Origin of the sequence: Dermatobacter hominis, from assembly GCF_020715685.1 — a bacterium.
GTDB classification, from domain to species: Bacteria; Actinomycetota; Acidimicrobiia; order Acidimicrobiales; family Microtrichaceae; genus Dermatobacter; species Dermatobacter hominis.
On record NZ_CP085840.1, the window covers coordinates 4,395,346 to 4,411,554 of the forward strand.

The 16,209-nt window shown below is 72.0% G+C and carries 17 protein-coding genes and 2 tRNA genes; 13 read left to right on the forward strand and 6 right to left on the reverse strand.

The window, feature by feature from the left end; all coding sequences use genetic code 11:
* Nucleotides 1-213: 213 nt before the first annotated feature.
* From LH044_RS20510 to LH044_RS20520, 3 genes are read left to right on the forward strand one after another with little or no spacing between them, the layout of a single operon-like run.
* Nucleotides 214-708, forward strand: coding sequence for a hypothetical protein (locus LH044_RS20510; RefSeq protein ID WP_227757500.1), 495 nt, complete (start codon nt 214-216; stop codon nt 706-708).
* On the forward strand, nt 705-1,664 hold the full coding sequence (locus LH044_RS20515; protein WP_227757501.1) for a tyrosine-type recombinase/integrase: 960 nt from the start codon (nt 705-707) through the stop codon (nt 1,662-1,664). The genes LH044_RS20510 and LH044_RS20515 overlap by 4 nt, the downstream gene beginning before the upstream one ends.
* Complete coding sequence (locus tag LH044_RS20520) at nt 1,664-2,818, forward strand: site-specific integrase (protein WP_227757502.1); 1,155 nt, start codon at nt 1,664-1,666, stop codon at nt 2,816-2,818. Before LH044_RS20515 ends, LH044_RS20520 begins: the two co-directional genes overlap by 1 nt.
* Here the strand turns inward: LH044_RS20520 and LH044_RS20525 are convergent.
* Together LH044_RS20525 and LH044_RS20530 are read right to left on the reverse strand one after the other, a co-directional pair.
* Nucleotides 2,806-3,114, reverse strand: coding sequence for a hypothetical protein (locus LH044_RS20525; RefSeq protein ID WP_227757503.1), 309 nt, complete (start codon nt 3,112-3,114; stop codon nt 2,806-2,808). The two genes, LH044_RS20520 and LH044_RS20525, sit on opposite strands and share 13 nt — an antisense overlap.
* Before the next feature lie 154 nt (nt 3,115-3,268).
* Nucleotides 3,269-3,340: transfer RNA gene (locus LH044_RS20530), tRNA-Gly, on the reverse strand.
* A 92-nt stretch (nt 3,341-3,432) separates the two neighbouring features.
* Between LH044_RS20530 and LH044_RS20535 the strand changes: the two genes are divergently transcribed.
* The 4 genes from LH044_RS20535 to LH044_RS20550 all read left to right on the forward strand — a co-directional run bounded on the left by LH044_RS20535 (nt 3,433) and on the right by LH044_RS20550 (nt 5,525).
* A complete protein-coding gene (locus tag LH044_RS20535; protein ID WP_227757504.1) occupies nt 3,433-4,290 on the forward strand; it encodes an alpha/beta fold hydrolase in 858 nt (285 codons plus the stop codon).
* A 29-nt stretch (nt 4,291-4,319) separates the two neighbouring features.
* Nucleotides 4,320-4,619: a hypothetical protein gene (locus tag LH044_RS20540; RefSeq protein ID WP_227757505.1), complete on the forward strand. Its 300-nt coding sequence runs from the start codon at nt 4,320-4,322 to the stop codon at nt 4,617-4,619.
* Nucleotides 4,620-4,759: 140 nt separating this feature from the next.
* On the forward strand, nt 4,760-5,065 hold the full coding sequence (locus tag LH044_RS20545) for an STAS domain-containing protein (protein WP_227757506.1): 306 nt from the start codon (nt 4,760-4,762) through the stop codon (nt 5,063-5,065).
* A 160-nt stretch (nt 5,066-5,225) separates the two neighbouring features.
* Nucleotides 5,226-5,525, forward strand: coding sequence for an STAS domain-containing protein (locus tag LH044_RS20550; RefSeq protein ID WP_227757507.1), 300 nt, complete (start codon nt 5,226-5,228; stop codon nt 5,523-5,525).
* A gap of 42 nt (nt 5,526-5,567) precedes the next feature.
* Here LH044_RS20550 and LH044_RS20555 read toward each other — a convergent pair whose 3' ends face one another.
* Both LH044_RS20555 and LH044_RS20560 read right to left on the reverse strand, forming a co-directional pair.
* Entirely contained in the window at nt 5,568-6,398 is an 831-nt protein-coding gene (locus LH044_RS20555) for a CPBP family intramembrane glutamic endopeptidase (RefSeq protein ID WP_227757508.1), read from the reverse strand.
* Nucleotides 6,391-8,562, reverse strand: a complete 2,172-nt coding sequence (locus LH044_RS20560; RefSeq protein ID WP_227757509.1) for an alpha/beta-hydrolase family protein — start codon at nt 8,560-8,562, stop codon at nt 6,391-6,393. The genes LH044_RS20555 and LH044_RS20560 overlap by 8 nt, the downstream gene beginning before the upstream one ends.
* 57 nt (nt 8,563-8,619) lie before the next feature.
* Here LH044_RS20560 and LH044_RS20565 point away from each other — a divergent pair, with 57 nt between their 5' ends.
* Nucleotides 8,620-9,897 (forward strand): acetyl-CoA hydrolase/transferase family protein, encoded by a 1,278-nt coding sequence (locus LH044_RS20565; RefSeq protein WP_227757510.1) that lies wholly within the window; start codon nt 8,620-8,622, stop codon nt 9,895-9,897.
* A gap of 39 nt (nt 9,898-9,936) precedes the next feature.
* Here LH044_RS20565 and LH044_RS20570 read toward each other — a convergent pair whose 3' ends face one another.
* Complete coding sequence (locus LH044_RS20570; protein ID WP_227757511.1) at nt 9,937-10,830, reverse strand: SDR family NAD(P)-dependent oxidoreductase; 894 nt, start codon at nt 10,828-10,830, stop codon at nt 9,937-9,939.
* A gap of 122 nt (nt 10,831-10,952) precedes the next feature.
* Between LH044_RS20570 and LH044_RS20575 the strand changes: the two genes are divergently transcribed.
* Nucleotides 10,953-11,126: a hypothetical protein gene (locus tag LH044_RS20575; RefSeq protein ID WP_227757512.1), complete on the forward strand. Its 174-nt coding sequence runs from the start codon at nt 10,953-10,955 to the stop codon at nt 11,124-11,126.
* Between the two features lie 9 nt (nt 11,127-11,135).
* Here the strand turns inward: LH044_RS20575 and LH044_RS20580 are convergent.
* Nucleotides 11,136-11,212, reverse strand: a tRNA-Pro gene (locus tag LH044_RS20580).
* Between the two features lie 132 nt (nt 11,213-11,344).
* Between LH044_RS20580 and tig the strand changes: the two genes are divergently transcribed.
* From tig to LH044_RS20600, 4 genes are all read left to right on the forward strand, one after another.
* On the forward strand, nt 11,345-12,712 hold the full coding sequence (tig, locus tag LH044_RS20585; RefSeq protein WP_227757513.1) for a trigger factor: 1,368 nt from the start codon (nt 11,345-11,347) through the stop codon (nt 12,710-12,712).
* A 94-nt stretch (nt 12,713-12,806) separates the two neighbouring features.
* Complete coding sequence (locus LH044_RS20590) at nt 12,807-13,451, forward strand: ATP-dependent Clp protease proteolytic subunit (RefSeq protein ID WP_304512026.1); 645 nt, start codon at nt 12,807-12,809, stop codon at nt 13,449-13,451.
* A 100-nt stretch (nt 13,452-13,551) separates the two neighbouring features.
* The gene (gene clpX / locus LH044_RS20595) at nt 13,552-14,832 is read left to right on the forward strand and encodes an ATP-dependent Clp protease ATP-binding subunit ClpX (protein WP_227757514.1); all 1,281 of its coding nucleotides are present in this window, start codon (nt 13,552-13,554) and stop codon (nt 14,830-14,832) included.
* A 44-nt stretch (nt 14,833-14,876) separates the two neighbouring features.
* Nucleotides 14,877-16,190: a bifunctional folylpolyglutamate synthase/dihydrofolate synthase gene (locus LH044_RS20600; RefSeq protein WP_227757515.1), complete on the forward strand. Its 1,314-nt coding sequence runs from the start codon at nt 14,877-14,879 to the stop codon at nt 16,188-16,190.
* Nucleotides 16,191-16,209 lie beyond the last annotated feature (19 nt).

Below are 16,209 nucleotides of genomic sequence, written 5' to 3' on the forward strand. Positions count from 1 at the left end.
ACGTGGCGACTGCGGCGAGTCCGCCGAGCACGCCGAGCACAGCGATCGTCCGGCTCCACGTCCACCAATCCGGCCACTGCGCCGCAGACACCCTTCCCATCGGCCGCACGCTACGGCAGCGGCTGGGGCTACGGTGGCGCCGACAACTGAGTGGGCCCGGCGCTGCGTCAACAGCCCGGGCCCTGGCCAACACCTACAGAGGAGGTGCTGACGGTGGACGACTCTACGTTCCCCGACCTGGCGACCGTGCTTGATGCCGGCGCCTTCCCCGCCGACGACGACGGCCTGCGCTCGACGCTGGCCGAGGCGCTCGTCGACCTAGCCACGTATCCGGACCTGGAGCGCCTGGTCGAGCTGCGCCGGACCCATGTCGAGCTCCGCAGGGACCTCGCATGGGCGACAGAGCTCCTCGAGAATCCGCAGCTCGCCGAGCGGATCTTCGACCAGTACGACGTCGTGTTCCGCCTCGACGTCGAGCAGACCGTCGACCGCGCACGACGCTCCCACCCGATCCACGTCGGCCGCCGTTATGAGTGTCCCGACGCAGGAGAGCGGTGGAAGTGCGAGAACTGCGGTGTCGGGCACACCAACGACCAGCCGGCGTTCGTCGTTGGTGACCGTCCCGGCTTCTCGGACCTGCCGTACCCGATCACGTACTGCGTGCCCTGTGTGCAGATGGCGGTGGCTGCCTTGGAGACTGTCCGATGAGCGGCCACCGCCTGCGTCGCAGCGAGGGCTGCGACTCGCTCCTCCCCCTCGCTGCCGAGTCGCGCAGAGGCGTGACCCCGGAGATCCAGACGCTCGTCGAGGCGTACCTGCAGGAGCGGGTCGACCGGAAGCTCATGAACGAGAAGTCCGCTCGAGGCGTCGGCTACGCGCTGCTGCAGCTCGGCCGAGCTCATGGCGACCGACCCGTCGGCGACCTCGACGACCAGACCGTCGATCGGTACCTCGACCACTACGCCGACGCTGCGCCCGCGACGCTGCGGCGGGTGATCGCCGCGGCGACCGGCTGGGTCAAGTGGCTGCGTCACCGCGGCGTCCTCGACCGGGACCCGTTCTGGAACGTCGAGAAGCCATCCCTGCCCCGGTACCTGCCGCGGGCGCTCGACGCCGCTCAGGTACGCGCCGTGTTCCAAGCGTGCACCAACCCTCGCGACACGCTCGTCGTGTCCCTGATGGTCAACGAGGGCCTCCGGTGCGTCGAGGTGTCGCGCCTACAGGTCGGCGACCTCGACCTCCGGAGCCGCACGATGCGGATCCACGGCAAGGGCGACCACGAGCGCATGCTGCCGATCACCGACGAGTCGTGGTCGTGCCTGCGGATCTACCTCGAGACGTTCGAGCTCGTCGGCGGCCCGCTGCTCAGGGACATCCGCTGGGGCGAACGGGGCCTCACCGCTCAGTGGGTCAGCGACCTCGTACGCGGCCTGATGACGGACGCCGGCGTGAAGCGCGGCCGCTACGACCGGGTGAGTGCCCACAGTCTCCGCCACACCGCGGCAACGGACATGCTCCGCAACGGCGCCCACGTCAGAGACGTCCAGCACGCCCTCGGCCACGCCAACCTCAAGACCACCGAGACGTACATGCCCCTCGTCGTGAACGACCTGCGATCGGCCATGAACGGTCGCTCGTACCGCTTTCCGGAGGTGGACCGCTGATGGCTTCGATCGTCAAGCGTCAGACCTCGAAGGGCGACACCCACTACCTCGTCCGTTACCGGGACCCGTCCGGCAAGGTCCGCAACAAGACCTTCCGACGAGCCGAGGACGCGCGTCGCTTCGCGTCGACGACCGAGGCCGACATGGTGCGCGGCGCGTGGGTCGACCCGAACGCCGGCCGGGTCCTGTTCCGCGACTACGCCGCCCGGTGGGTGGCCGAGCGGACAACCAGCCGAGGCCGGAAGCTCGCGCCGCGCACGGTCGAGCTCTACCGCTCCCAGCTCGCCAAGCACATCGAGCCGACCTTCGGCGACGTCGACCTGTCGAAGATCACCGTCGCTGCGGTGCGGTCGTGGCACTCGCAGCTCGTCGGCCGAGGCCACCCGACCGCCGCCGCGAAGTGCTACCGACTCCTCCGGGCCATCCTGGCGACCGCCGTCGAGGACGACCTGATCCTCAAGAACCCGTGCACGATCAAGGGCGCAGGCGTGGAGCGGTCAGGGGAGCGCCCGGTGGCCACCGCCGACCAGGTGTGGGACCTCGCCGACGAGATCGACGACCACCTCCGGGCCTTCATTCTCGTCGGAGCCTTCGCCGGACTCCGGTTTAGCGAGGCCGCTGGTCTGCAACGTCGACACGTCGACCTCTTGCACCGAACGATCACCGTCGAGCACCAGCTCGAGCGGGTCAGCAAGGCCACCGCAGAGCACCTCGGCATGGACACCGTCGGGTTCGGCCCGCCGAAGTCCGACGCCGGCTACCGCACGCTCGCCATCCCGGCGCCACTGGTGCCCGAGCTCGAGCGACACCTCGGCATCTACGCCGCGCCGGGGCCCGACGGGCTCGTGTTCGTGGGTCCGCTCGGGGCGCCGCTCTCGCGTGGCAACTTCACTCACCAGTGGAAGCCGGCCAGGATCGCCGCTGGCCTCCCGGCAGGCTTCCGCTACCACGACTTGCGCCACACCCACATGACGGCGGCAGCCGAGTCCGGAGCGTCCACCAAGGAGCTCATGCGCCGTCTCGGTCAGTCCTCGCCGGCGGCGGCGCTGCGCTATCAGCACGCGACGGACCGGCGTGACGTCGAGATCGCCGACGCAGTGGGGGCGACCCTCCGTCGACGCTCGGACGATCGTCGAGCGGGTCAAGGCGCGTAACCGAAGCCCTCCATGCACTCCTCGTAGCTCATGCTGTACGTGCCGCTCTCGCTGATGGTCTTGCAAGTCCGGCTTGCAGAGGCGGGCGCAACCGGGGTGCCGATGTCCTCGACCGACTCAGTTCCGTCGTCCACCGAAGGAACGTAAATCGGCTCGTCAGGACTCGAGCTTCCGCCGCCGAGCATCAACCCGGCGGCGATGGCGCCCACGAAGAGGATGACCATCACCGGTACGCCGACGTACCAGGGGATGTCGATCTGGGCTGCCAGAGACTGCTTGCGGGGTTCCTCGTCCATGCCATAGGCATCGGCGCCCGGCCTGAACGGCTGAAACGTTGGTACTGCGAGCCGAGTCCGCGCGCAGGCCGCGCGCACGGCTGACGAGCGGGTGAATATGGGCCAGGACGCGCAAATGGCCGAACCCCTTGCAACCGTAGGGATCCGGCCGGAGAGCGGGTGACGGGAATCGAACCCGCATGACCAGCTTGGAAGGCTGGGACTCTCGCCATTGAGCTACACCCGCGAGCCCCGCCGCAGCAGGGTCCGACCACGCTAGCGCGGCGCCGGCCGATCACCCCGTGCGTGGGCGGCGGCACCGCCGGGTAGGAGTGTCCGATGGCGACGATCACGACGACCTCGGACGACCGCCGACTGCACGACGCCGTGCTGGGAGAGACGAGGTTCGGCCCGTTCGACCTCCGCTGGTACGAGAGCGGCCCCTCCGACGAGCCGGGCATCCTGCTGCTCCACGGCCTCTACGCCGGCGCGTCGGGCTACGAGTGGCGGAAGCTCGTCCCCGAGCTGGCCCGCACCCACCGCGTGCGGGTCCCCGACCTGCTCGGGGCGGGCGGGAGCGACCGCCCGGCCATCGACTACACCCCCGACGTCGTCCGGCGAGCGGTCGAGGCGCTCATCGACGACGCCGGCGACCGGGTGCACGTGGTCGCCAGCTCGTTGGTCGGCGCGTACGCGCTCCAGGTGGTCGCCGACCGCGCCCGCCGCGGCGCCGGGGTGCCGCTGACCCTGGTGACGCCGACCGGGCTCGGTCGCCGCCAGCCCCGCCCGCCCGCGCCGGTGGCCGAGCTGCTGCGCCGCACGCCGGTGGGCGACGTGCTCGTCCACGGCCTCACGTCGGCGCCGTCGGTGCGCTGGTTCCAGCGCAACCGCACCTACGACGACCCCGAGGTGCTCACCGAGGAGGAGGTCGTCGTGACCCGCCGCAAGGGTCGGCTGCCGGGCGCGAAGCACCTGCAGCTGGCGTTCGTGACGGGCGAGCTGGCGCTCGACATCGACGCCGCTGACGTCGGCCTGGTCGCGCCGCGTGTCGTGTGGGGCACCGGCCAGGACTTCGTCGACGACGACGAGCGCCACCTCTGGCGAGCAGCCGGCGCGACGGTCGTCGAGCTCGCCTCCGGACTGCCGCAGGTGGAGCAACCTGAACGGCTCGCGGAGATCCTGCGAGAACGGGAGTAGGCCGTACCACTGCGGGGTACAGGACGGTCGTGATCTCGTCCTCGGTCCCCCTCCAGGTGGTGATGGTGGAAGAGCGCGCCGACGAGCTGGTCATCGACTGCCTGGTCGCCGAGCGGATCGTCGCCGGCCCCGGTCGAGCCATCTCCGCCGGCACGCCGTTCACGATCATCGTCAACCCCTCGGCGGTCGTCGGTGGGACCGACGCCGCCATCGCCCTGCTCGAGCACTGGTCCGACACGTGCGGCTCCGTGGAGGCCACGGGCTCCGTGTCCGACGGCATGATCCGCCTGTGCGCCGAAGGACGGGAGCTCGTCCTCGACGTGCCCTGACCGGCCCCGATCCCGGATCCGCACGTCTACGAACGCGTTCGCGCGGGTAGACAGGCCTCCGCAACGGGTAGACAGGATTGACCCGGTCCCGGATGGGTCGGCGGGTGCGGACAGAGGTGCGCGTGGACAGTACGGAACGCTTGTCGGTCAGAGCTGCGGACGGTGACGGCGGGACGCTGGTGGTGACCGGCGACCTCGACGCGTACACGGTCGGCGAGCTGGAGTCGGAGATGCAGCGGCTCGGCGTCGATGCGGACGTCCGGATCGACCTGTCGGGCGTCACGTTCATGGACTCCAGCGGCATCAGGGCCGTGGTCCGACTGGACAACGCCCTGCGGGAGCAGGGCCACGAGCTGGTCCTGGTCGCCCCGTCGGCGCCGGTCCTCCGCCTGTTCGAGCTCACCTCGCTCGTGGACCGCTTCCGGATCGACCCCGCCGCTCCCTGAGCGGCCGTCGCGACCTGTCGTGGCGGCGGTCGCGGCGCCCGGGGTCATCACGGCTCAACCCCGCCCCCCGATCGGGCGATGATGATCTGGGAACGGATGGCATAGGTTGTCCCGAATGGCCGGCGCCACCCCTCCGACGCCGACCGACGACAGGAGCAGGATGACTGACGGGTTCGCGGTGGAGGTCGTCGACGACGTGATCCGCATCAGCGGTGACCTCGACGCACAGACCTCGAGCAGGCTGGACGAGGTGATCACCTCGCAGCTCGAGCGCGGGTGCCAGGAGGTCGTGCTCGACCTGACCGACCTCGAGTTCGTCGACTCCAGCGGACTGCGGTCGATGGTGCTGGCCCGTGGCCCCGAGGGCGCCGGCCGGGTCGTGCTGCGCTCGCCGTCCACCTCCGTCGTCCGCCTGCTCGACATCACCGGGCTCACCGAGGTGTTCGTCATCGAGCCGTGACCTCGGCCCGATCCTGTCGGCCCCGCCGGATGCGGGTGCCGGTCAGTGCTGGACGATCCAGGCGGTCACCAGGCCGCTGCCGTTGATCGACCAGTGGAGCAGCACGGGTGCCAGCAGGCTGCCGGAGCGGTTCCGCAGCCAGGTGAAGCCCAGTCCCGCAGCGGCCGTGGCCACCACGCTCCCGGCGATCGCGACCGGGGTGCCCAGCCCGAGCGGCAACCCCTTCAGCGCGGCGTTGCTGTCGGCGAGGTCGAGCGACGGCAGCACGTGCCACAGCCCGAACAGCAGCGCGGCGGCCACGTCGGCCTTGACGGCCCAGTTCCGCCGGTGCGCGAACCGGCGCCGGAACATGGCGGGCAGCACGCCGCGGAACATCGTCTCCTCGGCGAGCACCGTGCCGAAGGGGATCTCGACGCCGACGTGCAGCAGCAGGCCGGCGAGCGTGAGCTCCTTGGCCCGGTCGTCGTGGAAGAGCTCCCTGGTGGCGGGGATCAGGGCGCCGGCCGCGCAGACGCCGATGACCGCGGCCGACGCGAGGCCGCCCCAGCGCAGACCGTCGACCAGGTGGGCGCGCGAGAGGCCGAGCTCGTCGTCGCGGATGTGGCCGTAGCGCTTCGCGAACCAGACCAGCGCACCGGCGACGCCGATGTTCCAGGGGATGTAGGCCCACGACGGCAGGACCTCGTTGGCGAGGACGTTGGAGCCGACGAGGATCCCGATGACGCCGAGGACCGGGCCGGTCTCGGGGTTGGCGTGGTCGGGCCGCCGTGACAGCGGATCCCACCACGCCGGACCGCCGTGGTCGTGGGGTGCGATCCGTCCGGGCGCGGCGGCGCCCCCGTCGGCGGCGTCCGGTCCCGCCCGCTCAGCCACCGATGCCGGACTTGCGGAGCCACGCCGGGCCGGAGGTGCGGCCCTGGAGGGCGCCGGCCGGCGACGGGGTCGCGGCCGGTGCCGCCGGCGCGGCCGGTGCCGCCGGCGCGGCCGGTGCCGTCGGCGCGCCCTGAGTCGCAGGAGCCGACCCGTTGCCGGACGGGGCCGGCGCGGTGGCGCCCGCGTCGGGCGGGGCCGGCGCGTCGGCGTCGCCCTTGATGCGCTCGGCGCGCTCCTTCTCGAGCCGGCGCAGCTCCGTCTCGACGCGTGCCAGCTGGTCCTCGCTGTACGGGAACCGGTAGCCCTCGGCCACGAAGCGCGCGGTGTCGGCCCGGTAGTCGTGGCCCGTGGAGCGGAAGTCGCCGGGGCTGTTGCGCATGGCGTTCGCCGCGTCGATGAGCGTCTGCAGGAACGTCACGACCGGGTACCAGCGCTGGCCGGCGGGCACGTTGCGGCCGCGGGGCTCGCCCAGCCAGTCGGGCTGGCGGAACAGGATCGACGGGTCGACGTGGGTGATCGGATCGTTGTCGTGGCTGAGCTGCACGACGCGCAGGGCGTCGCGCTGCTCGGGGGTGAGCTGCTCGAGCTCCTCCCACCGGTCGAACACGCCGACGGTCCCGGGCGGGGTCATCGCCCCCGGGCGGTCGAGGCCCGCCTTCGACCACTTGGCCAGGTGCGGCATGCCGAACCACAGGGCCCGGCTGATGCTGTAGCCGTCGAAGCCCTCGATGCCGGACTTCATGACGACGTCGGACGACGACCACGCCCCGAGGCTCTCGCCGAACACCAGGACCTCGGGCCGGTCGGCCGGGTCCATGCCCATGAGCCGCTGGTGGACGCCGAGCACCAGCGTCCGGAACTGGCGGCGACCCTGGCGCACCTTCTGCAGCGACAGGAACGACGGGTACCGCCCGTACTGCACGCACACCGTCGCGATGTCGCCGCGGGCGAAGAACTCGGCCGACTCCTGCACCGTGTGGTCGACCCAGCCCGTGCCGGTCGGCGACACGAGGAGCAGGTACCTCCGCTCGAACGCCCCGACCCGCTCGAGCTCGGCGAGCGCCGTCTCGGCCCGGGACGCCGAGTGGATCGGGTGGTCGTTGAAGCCGATGTAGATCCGGATCGGGGTCTTGGCGCCCTGCTCGTCGAGCGTGCGGTCGATGAGGTCCGGGTCGAGGGCGTCGAGCACGAAGCGGCGGCCCTGCTGGCCGAGCTCGTCGAAGGTCGCCAGGCTGTCGGGCGACCCGGAGACGAGCGGGTTGGTGGGCGGCGTGGCGTAGCCCGGGTCGACCTTCTCGTTCGACCGGCCGATGTAGGAGATGCCGGTCCAGTAGAGCCCGGTCAGCCCGCCGGCCCACATCGCCGCGTTGACGCCACGGGCCAGGACGTTCTTCGTGATGCCCGGCCCGAAGTAGCGGATCCAGCCCTTGCGGGTCATCCGGAACGACGCGGCGAGGCCGGTGCCGACCGCCGTCACCGCGGCGGTGTCGAGCATGGCCTTCGGCAACGTCAGCGGCAGCTGGTCGAAGTCGTCGGTGAAGAACGACCGGCGCTCCGCGAGATAACGCCGGGAGGCGAAGGTGGCGACCCCGAGCGAGGCGCCGGTCGTGATCGCCAGGCGGCGCACGCTGCGGGCGTCGTCGCCCTCCTTGGGGTCGACCTTCGAGAGGACGTCGTAGAGCGCCCCGCCGGCAGCGCCGACCTGCAGGAGCTCGCCGGAGAGGCGCGACACGCCGGCGGTCCAGCGCTGGTCGTCGGCGTCGGGCGCGCTGGCGAGCGCGTTGCCGCCCGCCACCATCGCGGCGCGGGCGACCAGGCGGACCGTGAGCGACGAGCTGCCGAACGTGACCCGGTTGGTGATGCGCTCGACGGCGGAGCTGACGCCGCGGGCCGCGAGGATCGACAGCCCGCTCACCACCCCCTGGTGCAGCGAGGTGCGCGGCATCAGCGAGGGCTGGACGGACCGGATGAAGCTGGTCGTCTCGAGCGGGGCGCCCGGCGACGAGGTCAACGGCGAGATGACCGACAGCACGGACTCGAGCCGGGTGACCGCGGCGGAGCCGCGGGGCGCACCCTCGAGCGCGACGTCGGCGGTCCCCGTCGCGGGGAGGTCGTCGGGTCCGACTCCGGGCTGGGCGTCGGGGGCGGGGGTCGGGTCCTGCATGACGGGAAGCCTACGGGGGCGAGTGGGTTCGACGGCGGCTGACGGCACGATGGAGCCATGACCGCCGTGCCGCCCGCCGCCGACCCGTCCGACCTGCTCCGCTTCGTCGGACCGGCCACCGACGTGATCGTCCCCGGACCCAACGGCGAACCGGTCGGCTTCGTGGACGCGCTCGAGGCGGCGGCGCCGGGCCTCGACGGCGTGCGGGTGCACCAGCTCGACTGCCAGCGCGACCGCGAGTACCACACCGGCTGCCACGGCGACCGGCTGCGCCACGTGTCGTACTTCCTCAGCCGCGACATGCGCCCGCACTACGAGGCGGGCGGCGTCGACCTCGTGCCGAACGACTTCCACGCCATCCCGGACCTGCTCCGCCGCCGCTGGCGCAACCCGCTGCTCGCCGTCGCGGCGTCGCCGCCCGACCGCCACGGCTACGTCTCGCTCGGGCTGGCCGCCGACTACGCGGCGGCGCTGCTCGGCGAGGTCCCGGTCGTAATCGAGGTGAACCCGAACCTGCCGCGCACGAACGGCCTGCACACGCTGCACCTCTCCGACGCCCTGGGCTGGACCGAGGTGACGACCGAGCTGGTCGAGACACCGCCGCCGCCGGTCACCGACGTCGATCGCGCCATCGCCGAGCGGGTCGCCGAGCGCATCCCCGACGGTGCGACGCTCCAGATCGGCATCGGTGCGGTGCCCGGGCTGGTCGCCGGGATGCTCGGCGACCACCGCGACCTGGGCGTGCACACCGAGGTCCTCGGCGACGCGGTCATGGGCCTGATCGAGTCGGGGGCCGTCAACGGCCGGCGCAAGGCGCGCGAGCGCGGCCTGGCCACCACGACGATCGTGCTGGGCGGCGGCGAGCTCTACGAGTGGGCCGACGAGAACCCCGGGCTCTTCCTCCTCCCGGTCGACATCTCGAACGACCCGAGGGTGATCTCCCAGCACGACGACCTGTGCTCGATCAACGCCACGATGCAGGTCGACCTCCTCGGCCAGTGCGCGTCGGAGTCGCTCGGCACCCACTACGTGTCGTCGACCGGCGGTCAGGCCGACTTCATGCGTGGCGCCCAGCTGTCGCGGGGCGGGCAGAGCTTCATCGTCACCCACAGCACGGCGGTCGGGGGCACGGTGTCGCGCATCGTGCCGACGCTGACGCCCGGGGCCGTCGTGAGCGCGCACAAGAACCTGGTCGACAAGGTCGTGACCGAGCACGGCATCGCGGAGCTCACCGGCCGCACCGTCCGCGAGCGCACCGAGGCGCTGATCGCCGTCGCGGACCCGACGTTCCGCGACGACCTGGAGCGGGCCGCCAAGGAGCTGGGCTACCTCTGACGGCGCCGGCGGTGCGCGCCGAGGGCTCGCGGCGCCGGGTCAGGCGTCGTGGGGCCGGTTCGTCCAGCCCCGGCCGTGCCGGGTGCGGTACCAGCCCCCGGCGGCGTAGGTGCCGCCGTCGCAGTGCACGGTCGTCCCGGTGACGAAGGCCGACAGCTCCGACGCGAGGAAGACGGCCACGCCGGCTGCGTCACCCGGTTCGCCGAGCCGGCCGAGCGGCACCCAGGAGGGGATCCGTGCCACGTCCTCCTCGCCGAGCCAGCGCTCGTAGGGGAGCTGCTGGGAGCGGGTGACGTCGGGGGCGATGTCGTTGACGCGGATGCCGTGCTCGGACACCTGCAGGGCCAGGCTCTTCGAGAACTGCACGACGGCGGCCTTGAACGCGGCGTACACCGGGTGTCCCGGGATGCCGCGGAACGCCTCGACGGTGGTCAGGTTGACGATGCTGGGCCCCGGGCGCGTGCCGGCGGCGACCTCGGGACCGCCGGCGGCGATCAGGTGGGGGAGCGCCGCCCGGGTGACCCGCAGCACGTGGCCGAGGTTGATCTCGTAGAGCTCGGCGATCTGGTCGTCGGTGACGTCCGCGAAGGGCGTGACGGGGTGGAGGTAGTGGCCGACGCCGTTGACGAGGACGTCGAGTCCGCCCAGCCGGTCGACCGCGGCCTCGACGGTCGCGGCGGCCGCGCCGCGGTCGGTCACGTCGGCCGTCACGGCCCACGCGGCGCCGCCCGCCGCCACGACGTCGGACGCGGTGCGCTCCGCCGCCTCGCCGTCCACGTCGGCCACGACCACGGCGGCGCCGTGCGACCCGAAGGCGAGGCACGTGCCGCGCCCGATGCCGTGGCCGCCGCCGGTCACCAGCGCACGGCGGCCCTCGAGCAGCGGCCCGGGGTCCGCCGTCCGGGCTCGGTCCACGGTGCGGCCCCCGTCCATGGGGCGAAGGTACCCGCCGGTCCCGGCCGTGCGGCGCCCGGCGCGCCGGGGGAGGTCCGCCCACGACCCGGAACCGATCGGCCCATGGCCCCCGAGGGGTGCCCGGCGCTCATCATGGACCCATGCCCCGCACCACCGACCGCCCCCGCCCGCTCACGTCGCCGATCGACGTCGAGCTCGACATCGACACCGCCGGCCGCCACGAGATCGTCGAGGCCCTGGTCCGCGTCGGCTGCGGTCGCGCCGCGGCCCGGGCGCTGGCCGATTCGCTGGCCGCCGACAGCCCCGACGCCTGACGTTCAAGGTGGTCGGGACGGCGAGATTCGAACTCGCGGCCCCCGGCTCCCAAAGCCGGTGCGCTACCAGGCTGCGCCACGTCCCGTGCGGGCGACACTACCCGGGCGCCGTCCGGATCTCCGACGGCGTCCCGGTGCCGGCCGCCCACCGGTCCGGCCGCGGAGCGGCGCCCGGCGATGGGGAGCCCCGTCCGCGGCGGGAGTAGGCTCTCGCCCCTGTGAAAGCCACGCTCGAACCCGTTCCCGACACCCCCGACCTCGAGCCCAAGGTCAAGCTCACCGTGGAGGTGCCCGAGGCCGAGCTCGAGCCGGCGATCGCCGCGGCCTGGAAGGAGATCGCCAAGGAGGTGCGGATCCCCGGGTTCCGGCCCGGCAAGGCGCCCCGGGCGCTCATGGAGAAGCAAATCGGCACCGGCTACGCCCGGTCCGAGGCCCTGCGCTCCGCCGTGCCCGAGTTCTACAGCGAGGCCGTGATCGACAACGACGTCGACGTCATCGCCCAGCCCGAGCTCGACATCACCGACGGCGAGGAGTCCGGCGACGTCACCTTCACCGCCGTCGTCGGCGTCCGGCCGACCATCAACGTCGCCGGCTACGACGGCCTGCGGGTCGAGGTGCCGAGCCCGGACGTCCCCGACGACGAGGTCGAGGCCCAGCTCGACCGGCTCCGCAGCCAGTACGGCGAGCTCACCACCGTGGAGCGCGCCGCCGGCGAGGGCGACTACGTCACGATCGACATCGAGGGCACCCAGGACGGCGAGGAGGTCGACGGCCTCACCGCGGACGACTACCTCTACGCCGTCGGCTCCGGGATGATCGCCTCCGAGTTCGACGAGCACCTCGTCGGCGCCTCGGCCGGCGACGTGCTCGAGTTCTCCGCGGAGCACCCCGACCCCGACGAGGACGACGTCGACTTCCGCCTCACGGTCAAGGAGGTCAAGGAGCGGGTCCTGCCGGAGCTGACCGACGAGTGGGTCGCCGAGGCGACCGAGTTCGAGACCGTCGAGGAGCTGACCGCCGACGTGCGCGGCCGGCTGGCCGAGGGCCGGGAGAACCAGACCCGCGGCGCCGTGCGCGCCCGCACGGTCACGGAGCTGGCGAAGCTCGTCGACGAGGAGATCCCCGAGTCGCTCGTCTCGGCCGAGATGCAGGGCCAGCTGCAGAACGTGATCATGCGGCTCCAGCAGCAGGGGATCGGCCTCGACGACTACCTGCGGGTGATGGGCCAGGAACCCGACGAGTTCATGGCCGGCCTGAAGGAGAGCGCGGTCGACGGCGTCAAGGCCGACCTGGCGCTGCGGGCCGTCGTCGCCGCCGAGGGCCTGACCGCCGAGGACGCCGACGTCGACCACGCGATCGAGGACATGATCGGCGACGCCGACATCACCCTCGACGACGCCCGGGAGCAGCTGCGCACCAACGGGCAGCTCTCGGCGCTCAAGTCGGACCTGGCCGCGCAGAAGGCGATCGACTGGCTGGTCGAACACGCCGAGGTGGTGGATCCTGATGGCAAGGCCATCGACGAGCGGTTCCTGCAGCCGCTCGAACACGACCACGATCACGACCACGATCACGATCACGACTGATCAGGCGGCCACCGGGATACGGTGGGCCACCCACCGGCCCCGCCCGACGGGCGCCGGCGCACATCGACAGAACGACGCCGACCAGGAGAGCCGAGTGCCCCCCATCCAGCCGCAGAGCTACCTCGTCCCCAACGTCATCGAGCAGACGAGCCGTGGTGAGCGCTACTCGGACCTGTACTCGCGCCTGCTCCGGGAGAACATCATCTTCCTCGGCACGCCGATCGACGACGCCGTGGCCAACCTGATCTGCGCCCAGCTGCTGTTCCTCGAGTCGGAGAACCCCGACAAGGACATCAGCATCTACATCAACTCGCCCGGCGGCGACATCAACGCCCTGATGGCGATCTACGACACGATGCAGTACATCCGGCCCGAGATCGCCACCCTGTGCTTCGGCCAGGCGGCCTCGGCGGCGGCGGTCCTGCTCGCCGCCGGCACGCCCGGCAAGCGCCTCGCGCTTCCCAACGCCCGGGTGCTGATCCACCAGCCGTACGCCCAGTCGGGCTACGCCCAGGTGTCGGACCTCGAGATCGCCGCCAACGAGATCATCCGGCTCAAGGAGACCCTCGAGCACGTGCTGTCGCGCCACACCGGGCAGTCCGTCGAGAAGATCTCCAAGGACACCGACCGCGACTACGTGATGACCGCGGCCGAGGCCAAGGAGTACGGCATCATCGACGAGGTCATCGAGGCCCGCGACATCGTCGACAACAGCGGGCCCATCGCGGCGATCCGCTGACGGATCGGGCACAATGGTCCACCACGCCGGGACCCCCTCGGCAGGGTGCGTGCCGTTGACCCGGCCGATTCCACCAACCAGCCGACCCTGAAGGAGCCCGGTGGCGAAGTTCGGTGACGGAGGAGAGCTCCTCAAGTGCTCGTTCTGCGGCAAGTCGCAGAAGCAGGTGAAGAAGCTCATCGCAGGCCCGGGGGTCTACATCTGCGACGAGTGCATCGACCTGTGCAACGAGATCATCGAGGAGGAGCTCGCCGAGACGGGTGAGCTGGTCCTCGACGAGCTGCCCAAGCCAGCCGAGATCTTCGAGTTCCTCGACGACTTCATCGTCGGCCAGGACCGGGCCAAGAAGATCCTGTCGGTCGCCGTCTACAACCACTACAAGCGGGTCCAGCACGGCGCCACGCGCTCGGGTCCCGACGACGTCGAGCTGGCCAAGAGCAACATCATGCTCATCGGCCCGACCGGCTGCGGCAAGACGCTGCTGGCCCAGACGCTGGCCCGCATGCTCAACGTCCCGTTCGCCATCGCGGACGCCACGGCGCTGACCGAGGCGGGCTACGTCGGCGAGGACGTCGAGAACATCCTGCTCAAGCTGATCCAGGCCGCCGACTTCGACGTGAAGAAGGCCGAGACCGGGATCATCTACATCGACGAGATCGACAAGGTCGCCCGCAAGTCGGAGAACCCGTCGATCACGCGCGACGTGTCCGGCGAGGGCGTCCAGCAGGCGCTGCTGAAGATCCTCGAGGGGACGACGGCGTCGGTGCCGCCGCAGGGCGGTCGCAAGCACCCGCACCAGGAGTTCATCCAGATCGACACCACGAACATCCTGTTCATCTGCGGCGGTGCGTTCGCCGGGCTGGACAAGATCGTGGAGCAGCGGGTCGGCAAGAAGGGCATCGGCTTCGGCGCCGAGGTCCGGTCCGTCAACGAGCGGCGCGAGGGCGACCTGTTCGCCGACGCGCTGCCCGAGGACCTGCTCAAGTTCGGCCTGATCCCCGAGTTCGTCGGCCGCCTGCCCGTCATGGGCGTCGTCGACAACCTCGACCGCGAGGCCCTCATCCAGATCCTCGTCGAGCCCAAGAACGCGCTGGTCAAGCAGTACCGCAAGTTCTTCGAGCTCGAGGAGGTCGAGCTCGAGTTCACCGACGAGGCGCTCGCCGCCGTCGCGGACCAGGCGCTGGCCCGGGGCACCGGTGCCCGTGGCCTCCGGGCCATCCTCGAGGAGGTCCTGCTCGGGGTCATGTACGAGCTGCCGTCCCGCACCGACGTGAGCAAGGTCGTCGTCGACGAGGACTCGGTGCTCGAGAAGGTGAACCCCACGCTGGTGCCCCGCACCGGCAAGCCCCGCTCCAGCCGCCCGCGCCGCGCCGCGTCCTGAGCGGCCGCGCCGACCGCGCCCGCCCGCGTCCGGACCGCCTCCCCATGGGCATCGTCGACTCGCTGGCCTGGCTCGACTCCCACCTGGACCACGAGTCCAGCTCCGTCGGCATCGCCGCGGGCCGGGTCGAGGGCTTGGACCTCGCCGCCATGTCGGAGCTGGTCGGGCTGCTCGGCGACCCGCAGACCGACGTGCCCGTCATCCACGTGACCGGCACGAACGGCAAGGGGTCGGTCACCGCGATGGTGGTGGGGCTGCTGCAGGCCCACGGGCTGAGCGTCGGCAGCTACACCAGCCCGCACCTCGAGCGCATCAACGAGCGGATGCGCCGCGACGGTGAGCCGATCGACGACCAGACGCTGTCCGAGGTCCTCGACGGGCTCCGCGCCGTCGAGCCGCTGCTCTCGTCGCGACCGACGTGGTTCGAGCTGGTGACCGCCGCCGCGCTCCGGTGGTTCGCCGAGGCGCCGGTCGACGTCGCGGTGGTCGAGGTCGGCCTGCTGGGGCGCTACGACGCCACGAACGTCGTCGAGGCCCAGGTCGCCGTGGTGACGGGCGTGGGCGGCGACCACACCGACTTCCGGCCCGGTTGGGAGCTGGCGGTGGCGGGGGAGAAGGCGGGCATCATCGGTCCTGACGCCGCGGCCGTGCTCGGCCGGATGGAGCCCGAGCTGCGCGACGTGTTCCGTGCCGAGGGCCCGGCCTCGCTCGTCGCCGAGGACGTCGACTTCGAGGTGCTGTCCAGCCGACCCGCCATCGGCGGGCGGCTCGTGGAGATCGCCGGGGTGCACGAGCGCTACGACGAGATCTTCCTGCCGCTGCACGGCGACGTGCAGGCGCACAACGCCGCCGTGGCCGTCGCCGCGGTCGAGTCGTTCTTCGACCGGGCGCTCGACCCCGACCTCGTCCGTGACGGGCTCGCGCTCGTCCGCCTCGAGGGGCGGGCCGAGGTGGTCGCCCACCAGCCGCTCGTGATCCTCGACGGCGCCCACAACCCCGACGCGCTGCGGGCGCTCGGCGCCACGCTCGACGACGAGTTCGCGACCGTGGGCTCACGGACCGTCGTGCTCGGCCTGCTCGCCGGCCGTGACCCCGATCAGGCCGTCGAGGCGCTCTCGTCGCTGCGGCCCGACCTGGTCGTGTGCACCACTGCCGATCCCGACGACCGGGGGCTGCCGGCCGAGGTCCTGGCGGCGGCCTGCGAGCGGGCCGGCCTGGCGCACGAGGCCGTCGCCACGCCGGCCGAGGCCGTGGCGCGGGCGCTGGCCCACGCCCAGGAGGAGGACCTCGTGGTCGTCACCGGCAGCTTCCGGCTGCTCGGCCCGGCACGGGCCGTGGTCGCCGCCGCCCTGTCCTGACCGGGGCGCGCCGGTCGAC